Source organism: Acaryochloris sp. IP29b_bin.137, from assembly GCF_028285745.1.
GTDB lineage: Bacteria > Cyanobacteriota > Cyanobacteriia > Thermosynechococcales > Thermosynechococcaceae > Acaryochloris.
Window position 1 is genome coordinate 1 of the sequence record NZ_JANQOP010000213.1, and the last position, 9,330, is coordinate 9,330.

Here is a 9,330-nt window from a genome sequence, read left to right on the forward strand (position 1 = left end):
CCAAGTCCCCACCAGGGAGCCAACAACGACAACAGTGAGAGCGACTAACAGTCCACCATTGCCCCAGGCTTGAAACTTGGGTTCATGTTTACCAAAGCGGGGACCAAAGTACAGCCCTGCTGCTAACCAACAGGTGGCAATCCAAAAGACTGCAATCTGTAGGTGCCAGGTGCGGGAGGCAGCGTAGGGCATATATTGTTGAATCGGGACTCCATAAAAACCATCGCCTTCGACGGCATAGTGGGCGGTCACCATGCCCATCAGGATTTGGACTAAAAATAGGACCATAGCCACTCCAAAAAAGAGGGTGGTCACTTTTTGGCTGGGGGTAGCGAGGCGAATAGCCGGTCGGGTCGCAACGGGCTGCACGTCTTCTGCATCTTCTTGGGTGATGTAGACGAACAGAAAAAAGGCAATGGCCGCAATTAAGACCACCACTGACACAATGGACCAGATCAAAAATTGCCCAGGCGCTTGATTGCCAATCAGATCATCGTGGGGAAAGTTTGCGGTGTAAGAGAAAGGCGCATTGGGCCGATTGGCCGAGGCTGCCCAAGCTGTCCAGCTAAAAAAGGCCGTAACTGAGTGGATTTGCCCCTCATCGGTGAACCAACCGCTGGGAATGGAATGAATGGAAGAGCCTTGGGAGAGCAGGGTTTGATAATCCGCAAAGACTCGTTGTAGCCCTTGGGTTTGGGCCGACGTTAGCGCCAAGGTGTCCGAGTGGGTATCGTAGCGATTGGCCTTAAAGTCCTGCTGGACTTGGACGGTCAGGGTGGCGCGGTCGATATCTGATAATTGCTCGAAATCCGCTTGACTGAAGTCAGGATCACCGTCATACAGGACACCCGCAGTGGCCAATCCCCAGCGATGGAGGACATCTGCGGTCCAGTCTGGAGCTAGATAGCTGCCATGACCCCAGATGCTGCCAATATGTTGGCCGCCTCGGGCAAGGTAAGTTTCTTGGCCCGTTTGGATATCAACCTGGGTAAGGATCGTTTCCTGCTGAGGTGAAACAATTCTGGCGGGGATGGGAGGTGCATTTTTATAAATGGCTGCACCCGCCGTGAGTAGAACGGTAAAGGTGACAATGCAAATAAGGGCTAGCCAGGCGGGTAAGCCCATAGAGGGGCGGCGCGATCGCAAGTTCGTCGCTACAGTGTTATCTAAAGCTGGGTTGGCCATCGTTGCTATCCCCAAAAATGGTTTTGCTCCTAACAGCTCATCTTTTGAGTGGGGAGGAGTCGAACCCTAAGGACAAGGTTCGCCCAATGCTGAGCGGGTCTGGAGGAGATGCCTCTCACTGTAAGAGACTCGACTTGATTCATTCTTTGACTTAAGTCAAGCAGGCAATTAAAAGATGCTTAAATCTAAGTCCTGGTAATTAATAAGGTGCAGAGTCTAAGCCAGGGGCTAAAGTGTTGTGGAGGTTACGAACGGACCTTCGTCATACTTGGAATTCTGGGCAGAGTGTAGGTAGATGATAGACACCGCTAACGTGGCAGATTGGTTGGAGACAACCGTGATTTTTCGCGGCTTATCCGCAGAACAACGCCAGGCCCTGACCCAAATTGCTCAAATTCAATCCTTTAGAAAAGGCGAGCAAATCTTCCGCCAAGACCAAGAAGCGACGGGATTTTATGTGGTGAAGTCGGGGCGAGTCAAAGTCTTTCAGATGTCTGCCAATGGCAAAGAACAGATTTTGAATATTTTTACCGAGGGGGACAACTTTGCAGATGTCCCTGCTTTAGATGGCCAAGCCTTTCCGGCTTCCGCTGCAGCCCTAGAACCTGCAGATCTGATTTTTTTTCCGCGCTACCCGTTTCTGGATTTTCTTCACCACAACCCTGATGTGGCGGTGCAAATGTTGATTAGCCTCTCTAGCCATCTGCGCCATCTGGCCCAACTGGTTGAGCAATTGTCATTTAAAAGTGTGCCGCAGCGTTTGGCAACCTACCTGTTAAGTTTGGGTGATACGGCCAGCGATACGGTCTATCTAGACTTAACCAAAAGCCAACTGGCAGCAAGGCTGGGAACTATTCCAGCAACCCTATCTCGGGCGTTTTATCAACTGAGTAGTAATGGCATGATTGCGATCGCAGGTCCCAAAGTGACGATACTGGATCGCGATCGCCTTATCGCCTTAAGCCAATCTCCAGACTCTTCCGATTAGACACCTTGTTCTGTGGCAGGCACTTCACCAAAACTAATTTGCTCGGAGGAATAAGACCGGGGCTCAATGTGAATGGTGGCCCGGACAGGGGCATACTTTTGCTCCAGAATGGCTTCCACCTCTTCTGTGATTTCGTGGGCCACTTCCACACTGTCTGAGTCAACCACCAGGTGCATTTCGATAAAGGCTTGTCGTCCCAGCAACCCCCGAGAGGCAATATCGTGACAGTTGAGAACCCCTGGCACATTAATAACAGCGTCATGGATGGCTTCTGGGGCAATAGCCATCTCATCCACCAGCCAGGGTAAATTGCGCTGCAAGACCGACCAGCCACTGGCAAAGACCAAAATACAGACAGGGAAAGCCAGCAACACATCGACCCACTGGTAGCCAAACCCCACACCGACCAGGCCAAGCATAACCATGGCCGTGACCCAAATATCACTCATCGTATGTTGGGCATCCGATAGTAGAATACTGCTGCCGACCCGCTCACCCACGCGGCGTTCGTACACCGCCACCACAATATTGATACCCAGCACCACCAGTAATAACTCTAATATTTGGGGAGACATCTCTACTAGGGACCCTGGGTTAAACAAGTGTCCCACTGCCCCTTCTAAAATCTCAAAACAGGCAATCCCTAAAAATGCAGCAATACCCAAAGCGCCAATGGCATCAAATTTCTGATGCCCATAGGGATGTTCTCGATCGGGTTCGGGGGATGCCAATCGATTCATCGTTAATCCCAGAACATTATTGGCACTATCAGTAATGCTATGGAGGGCATCGGCAAATAAGCTGAGGGACCCTGTCCACCATCCCAGTCCAGCCTTAATTAGCATCACGGTCACATTTAAAAACAAGACAGTGACGAGCACATTGCGCACATCTTGGCGATTATCGAGGGTCATAGGGCTACTGGGGCTGCTTTTATTTAAGAACTGCTATTGAGATCAATCATCAGTCATAAATACGGCTTACTGCAACTATTTAGAAGCCAATAGAACAAGTAATTTATTGATTTAAATCAAAAATATTATTCATTGTTATAGAGCCTCTAAAACTTAGGATTCCCATAAATTAATTGCGGTGAGGGTATTTCAGAGTTCCGACTAGTACTGAGTTCGTTAAAACAGTCTAAAAAGTGTAGACGACAGAAGACTACTTATTGATAATGACTATTAATTAGCTGAACTCTACTTGTTTGATTTCACCCTGTTGCGGGTGGGCTAGATAGGTATAGCTATCAATTGGGTTCTAGCTGACTGCAGCGATCTGCAGTGCAGTCTTGATTTGTGTCAAACGTATATTGCTTTGAATTCTGCTGGCTATTTGTATTAGCAGTAAATATTGTATTTCTGTGTTTCGGAATTTCTATCTGTGACTATAAATTCCCACATTCCTGCCAGTTTTTACCAAAGCTTGGCCAAAACTCAACCGCCACAACAACTATGGATTGTTGGCTATCGCAACGGTGCTAAGACGACTCAACTGATTGGTATGGGACTAGCCCCTGGAACCGCCATTGAAATCTTGCAGCGGGTGGCTGGCAATTTAGTGGTTCGCATCGGCGAAACCCGTATTGGTCTTAATCAGCAAATTGCCGAGCAAATTCTAGTGACGGATCAGCCGTTGACGGATCCAGAACAAACCATGGGAGACCCCGCCAAGATGGAACAAACTGCCCCCTTAACCCTTAAGGATCTACAACTTTATCAAACCGGCAAGGTTAAAGGCTTTGCCAATACGCATACCTCAGACCTGAGAGCCTATAACCTGAGAGCCTATAAAAAGAAGCTATTGGCGATGGGTCTTACCCCGGGCACTGAATTTACCGTGACCCACATAGCTCCCCTCGGGGACCCCATAGAAATCAAAGTTCGAGGGTTTCGGCTTAGCCTTCGTCAAGCGGAAGCCGCCTTATTGATTGTCCAAGAGGTGCAGGAATAGTCATGTCAACACCGACCATTGCCTTAATTGGCAACCCAAACTGTGGTAAAACCACTCTTTTTAACGATTTAACTGGAACAAACCAGCGAACGGGTAATTGGCCAGGGGTGACCGTTGATCAAAAAACGGGACACTATCACTATGACGGCACCAAAACGACGGTGGTGGATTTGCCCGGAGTCTATTCACTAGATGGCGAAGATGACAGCACGGGTTTAGACGAAGTGATTGCCCGCGACTATCTACTATCCACCGAGGCAGATTTAATTTTGAATATTGTCGATGCCTCTAACTTGGAACGCAATCTTTACCTCACCACCCAAATCATGGAAATGGGACTGCCCATGGTGGTTGCCCTAAACATGATGGACATTGCTCAGGATCACGACTTGGACATTGATGCGCAGGTGCTATCCCAACGTATGGGCTGCCCCGTAAGTACCATGAGTGCGTTTCTAGGAGAGGGCATCCACGAAATCAAAGATATTATTAACAGCTATGTTGGTGATCCGAAAAATCATCCTACCTTTGTCACTTACCCTGCAGTGATTGAGGATGCCATCCATCAGCTAGAGCCGATCGTCCAGCGGCAGGGGCATAATTCTAAAATTGCGCCTCGCTGGACCGCCTTGAAGTTGCTGGAGTATGAGAATCGGGTGGCCCCAGAGTTGCAGGGGCAGCAGCTTGAGCAAATCATTGCCAAACATCGTCGCCAAGTTCACCAGTTGTTGCATGAAGATATCGATATTTTGGTGGCGGATACCCGCTATGGCTATATCCGCAGTCTGATGCAAGCAGCGGTTCAACAAACCCATCAGGTCAGCCATTCTAAATCGGATCAGATTGATCAGGTCGTCCTCAATCGCTGGATTGGCATTCCCCTGTTTTTGTTGGTGATGTATTTGATGTTTTTCATCGCCATCAATATCGGTGGAGCTTTTATTGACTTTTTCGATATTGCTGTGGGGACACTATTTGTTGATGCGCCTCAAACCTGGCTTGAGTCCATCGGCACACCGGGCTGGCTCATGGGTATCATCATCGCAGCGGGGAGTGGCATCCAAACTGTCGCGACGTTTATCCCCCAAATCGGCCTGCTGTTTCTGATTCTGGCGCTGCTAGAAGATTCAGGCTATATGGCCAGAGCCGCGTTTGTCATGGATAAGCTGATGCGGTTTGTCGGCTTGCCGGGTAAGTCGTTTATTCCCATGCTGGTGGGGTTTGGCTGTAATGTCCCGGCAATTATGGCGACTCGGACTTTGGAAAATAGACGCGATCGTCTGATGACAATCATGATGAATCCGTTTATGTCCTGTGGGGCCAGGTTGCCCGTATATGCCCTGTTTGCAGCGGCCTTTTTTCCCCGCAATGGTCAGAATTTGGTATTTGGCCTATACCTAATTGGGATCGCTGCTGCCGTATTTACCGGGTTTGTAATGAAAAACACGATTATGCAGGGCGAGGCCTCCCCGCTGGTGATGGAATTGCCTCCTTATCACATCCCTAAAATTAAAGGGGTTTTTCTGCGGGCTGGAGACCGACTCAAAACCTTCTTGCTGAAAGCGGGCAAGATGATTGTGCTGATGGTGATGGTTTTGGCCTTCTTAAATTCCGTTGGCACCGATGGCACCTTTGGTCAGCAGGATAGTCAAAACTCAGTGTTGTCAGCCAGCAGCCGAACCATTACGCCTATGTTTGCCCCTATGGGCGTTCAAGCCGAGAATTGGCCAGCGACGGTGGGCATTTTTACAGGTGTCTTTGCCAAGGAGGCCATGGTGGGATCGTTGGATTCTCTCTATGGTCAACTGGCTGAAGAAGCAGCACCCCAAGGTGAGGCAGATCCTCCCTTTAATTTGAGTGAGAACCTTCAGGCTGCCTTTGTTAGCATCCCAACCAATATGGTCAGTTTGGGGAATCAACTGCTCGATCCGCTGGGATTAAATGTTGGTGATGTCCAAGATCAGAGTGCCGTGGCTAAGGAACAAGAACTCTCCACAAGTACCTTTGGCCAAATGGCTCAGCGGTTTGGTAATTCTACAGCAGCGTTTGCCTATCTCTTGTTCGTGCTGATGTATTTTCCCTGTGTCGCAGCAACTGGAGCGGTTTACCGAGAAACCAATTTAGGCTGGACGGCCTTGGTCGCGGCTTGGACGACTGGTTTAGCCTATTGGGTGGCGACCATGTTTTATCAGATTGCTACGTTTGCCCAGCATCCTGGGTTCTCTACTGTTTGGATTGGAGGTGGTGTAGTGGTGATGGTTGCAGTGATTGGTCTTTTGAAAAGCTTAGGTACTCGGCGAAATACCGTCTCCATTAGTCCAATCAAAAGCACTAATAGACCAAAAGTAACCGCAAGTAGGCGTTAAAGCCCAGTTCGTATCACACATTGCAGGATGACCGTTATGATTTTGCAGGACATTCAAGACTTTATCCATAACGGTCATCTGGTTTCTTTGGCCGAGATGGAGCAACATTTCCATATTGAAGGCCAAGCCCTACAGGCGATGATCCATAAACTGATTCGTAAGGGTCGGGTGCGGCAAGCCCCTGTTCCTACAAAATGTCATGGCTGTACCTTTTGTGATGGTCATGCCCTGACATTTTATGAATGGGTAGATGAGCAAAATCGCCCTGAACCGCATCATGGGTCCCGATGCTCTATTCCCTGCTGCCAAGATCAACCCATCCATAGCTTAGAACCTGAGCTTTTCAATCAGTACGGTTCAACATCAAAGAAAGTTGGGTGACACTTTCTGCAGTAGATAAATTCTTAAATCCTATGTCTGATTTATAGTTTCAATTCATGCTGTCAATTCAAGAGTGTTACCCTTGTCTGGACCATACCGAACCGTTCCTCTCTAGACGTCCACTACGGCAATGTTTGCTCACAAAGCAGCTTAACTTCTGCTGTTATGGGTCGGTGAGACTGATCAGGATTTCGACATTCACTGTAGTACATGAGTGGAATCACAACTAAGGTCAGCAGGGATGACGCTAGCATTCCACTAAGTAGTGTCCAAGCTAACCCTGACCAGACTGGGTCGCTGAGGATGGAGAGGGTGCCCAACATCGTAGTGACACTCGTGAGGAGAATTGGGCGAAAACGAGTCGCCCCTGCTTCGAGAATAGCCAGCTTCAAGTCAGTCCCTTCCCGCAATTTATCCCCCACGAACTCTAGCAAGACGATGGCATTGCGAACGACGATTCCCGCTAAAGCAATCACCCCAATCATGGCCGTGGCACTGAAGTAGACGCCATTGAGGGAAAAACCAATCAAAATTCCAATTAAGGCGAGAGGAATGCTGCCCAGAATAATCAAGGGCACCTTAAAGCTGCGAAACTGACCGACGAGAATCAGATAAATAAGCAGGACTGCCACCAGCATGGCTAAGCCTAAATCTCGAAACACATCGAGGGTAAGCTTCCATTCTCCATCCCATTGGATCGAATAGCCCTGGGGTAACGGATGCTGCCAAAAATAGATCAACTGATCGAGAACTGCATATACAGACGATCGATCGCCCATTTCCCCCATCACGTAGGTGACGGGCCGCTGATCCTTATGAAAAATAGGTTGATTAACTGTAGTGGGTTGAAACTGCACCAGTTCTGAGAGGGACACTAAAGCGCCGTTGGCAGTGGGCAGTTGAATCCGACGCAGGTCATCTATACTCTGACGATTGGCATCTGCAAAGCGGACTTGGATGCCGATGGGACTCAGTTCATCGGCAACTTTGAGGATAGACACTTGGGCACCTGAGATCGCAACCCGTAACGTCTGAGCAATCTCTTGGGTCGCTAATCCTGCTCGCTGGGCTTTCTCTCGATCCACCACCAGCCGCATCTGAGGCATTTGATTTTTCACCGAATCATCAATATCAACTACAGCATCAGTTTGGGCAAAGACCTGCCGCACTTGCTTGGCTAATGCCCGCAGTTGCTCATAGTCAGGACCATAGACTTCTGCCAACATCGTCGAGCGCACCGGAGGACCAGGGGGATCTTCCACGAGCTTGACGAGGGCATTATGGCGAGTCGCCGCCTGTTCCAATTGGGGACGCAGGGTAAAGACAATGGCTTCTGATTGCCGAGACCGAGCATCTTGATTGGTGAGATGGACTCGGATATCAGCAAAATGTTCGGCTTGGCGATCTGTTGCTCCTCGCAGCATCCCATTGAAATCTATGGGTGACCCCGCACCGACATAGGTTTCAAAATGAATAATGTCAGTTTCTTGTTGGAGGACAGCCTCTAAATCTTCAACCAGATGATTGGTAGTAGCTAACTCCGTCCCCAAGGGGGCATCTACTTGCACCAGAAAGGTATCCTTATCCGCTTTCGGTAGCATCCGAAACCGCACGGCCTGAGTCAGGGGCAAAATCATCGTTGCTAAGAGTAATCCCGTCACCCCTAGCAATACAAATCGTCGTCGGGACGCGGAGTCAAGGAGGGGAGCTATCACCCAGCGATAGCCACGATAAATGCGGGTCTGTTGAATACTGGGCAATGTCTCTGAGTGGGGCTGTAGCTGAATTAAACGTAGAGCTAAAAAAGGCGTGACCGTTACGGCTAGGGTTGTGCTAATCAGCATTGCCACGGGCACATTAAAGGGAATCGGTCCCATATATGGTCCCATCATTCCCGTCACAAATCTCATCGGTAAGAAGGCTAAGATAACGGTGATTGTCGATAAAAGGATCGGGGTGCCCAATTCATTAACAGCGCTGACAGCAGCAGTTGTTTTCTGCCGTCGGTCAGATGGCGGCACAGATTCAAAGTGGCGGTGAATATTCTCGGTAACTGCGATCGCATCATCCACTAACGTCCCCAAGGCCAAGATCAGGGCAAATAGGGTAATGCGGTTAATGGTTTGTCCCGCCATCCAGCCCACGGCTAGTGTCCCCGCTAAGGTCAGGGGAATTACAAAGGCGACAATGGCGGCTTCCCGCCACCCCAGGAACATCACAAGTAGCCCCACGACAGTGGCAATGGCAATCAGCAAACTTTGGTAGAGATCACCCACAGCCCTGGCAGCGGTCTGACCATCATTCCGGGTAACGACAATTTGCACCCCCGGTGGCAGTTGGGATTGGAGATCATCCACGCGATCAAAAATCTGCTGGGCAACGGTAACCGCATTCGTGCCTTTTTTCTTAGCGATTCCAATCGTCATCGCAGGCTGGGTGATAAATTCCCCTTGAGCC

At 49.4% G+C, this 9,330-nt stretch carries 7 protein-coding genes; 4 read left to right on the plus strand and 3 right to left on the minus strand.

Translation table 11 applies throughout. The annotated features are described in order from the left end of the window. Positions 1-1,185, minus strand: a 1,185-nt coding sequence (locus Q0991_RS14935; RefSeq protein ID WP_299489591.1) for a cbb3-type cytochrome c oxidase subunit I, incomplete at its 3' end; no start/stop codon positions are given. 295 nt (positions 1,186-1,480) lie between these two features. Between Q0991_RS14935 and Q0991_RS14940 the strand changes: the two genes are divergently transcribed. Then, on the plus strand, positions 1,481-2,173 hold the full coding sequence (locus Q0991_RS14940; RefSeq protein ID WP_299489593.1) for a Crp/Fnr family transcriptional regulator: 693 nt from the start codon (positions 1,481-1,483) through the stop codon (positions 2,171-2,173). Here the strand turns inward: Q0991_RS14940 and Q0991_RS14945 are convergent. Then, positions 2,170-3,087 carry a cation diffusion facilitator family transporter gene (locus Q0991_RS14945; protein ID WP_299489595.1) on the minus strand — a complete coding sequence of 306 codons (918 nt, stop codon included), beginning with the start codon at positions 3,085-3,087 and terminating at the stop codon, positions 2,170-2,172. The two genes, Q0991_RS14940 and Q0991_RS14945, sit on opposite strands and share 4 nt — an antisense overlap. A gap of 469 nt (positions 3,088-3,556) precedes the next feature. Between Q0991_RS14945 and Q0991_RS14950 the strand changes: the two genes are divergently transcribed. The 3 genes from Q0991_RS14950 to Q0991_RS14960 are packed head-to-tail and all read left to right on the plus strand — an operon-like array spanning position 3,557 to position 6,873. Beyond that, positions 3,557-4,126: a ferrous iron transport protein A gene (locus Q0991_RS14950; RefSeq protein ID WP_299489597.1), complete on the plus strand. Its 570-nt coding sequence runs from the start codon at positions 3,557-3,559 to the stop codon at positions 4,124-4,126. 2 nt (positions 4,127-4,128) lie between these two features. Continuing rightward, positions 4,129-6,492: a Fe(2+) transporter permease subunit FeoB gene (feoB, locus tag Q0991_RS14955; RefSeq protein WP_299489599.1), complete on the plus strand. Its 2,364-nt coding sequence runs from the start codon at positions 4,129-4,131 to the stop codon at positions 6,490-6,492. A gap of 27 nt (positions 6,493-6,519) precedes the next feature. After that, positions 6,520-6,873, plus strand: coding sequence for a FeoC-like transcriptional regulator (locus tag Q0991_RS14960; RefSeq protein WP_299489600.1), 354 nt, complete (start codon positions 6,520-6,522; stop codon positions 6,871-6,873). A 122-nt stretch (positions 6,874-6,995) separates the two neighbouring features. Here the strand turns inward: Q0991_RS14960 and Q0991_RS14965 are convergent. Beyond that, a partial coding sequence (locus Q0991_RS14965) for an efflux RND transporter permease subunit (protein ID WP_299489602.1) occupies positions 6,996-9,330 on the minus strand: 2,335 nt, incomplete at its 5' end.

Excerpts from the sequence above, each read along its gene's own strand:
- Q0991_RS14940 (WP_299489593.1), top strand. The coding sequence starts at position 1,481 with ATGATAGACACCGCTAACGTGGCAGATTGGTTGGAGACAACCGTGATT.
- Q0991_RS14945 (WP_299489595.1), bottom strand. The coding sequence starts at position 3,087 with ATGACCCTCGATAATCGCCAAGATGTGCGCAATGTGCTCGTCACTGTC.
- feoB (WP_299489599.1), top strand. The coding sequence starts at position 4,129 with ATGTCAACACCGACCATTGCCTTAATTGGCAACCCAAACTGTGGTAAA.
- Q0991_RS14960 (WP_299489600.1), top strand. The coding sequence starts at position 6,520 with ATGACCGTTATGATTTTGCAGGACATTCAAGACTTTATCCATAACGGT.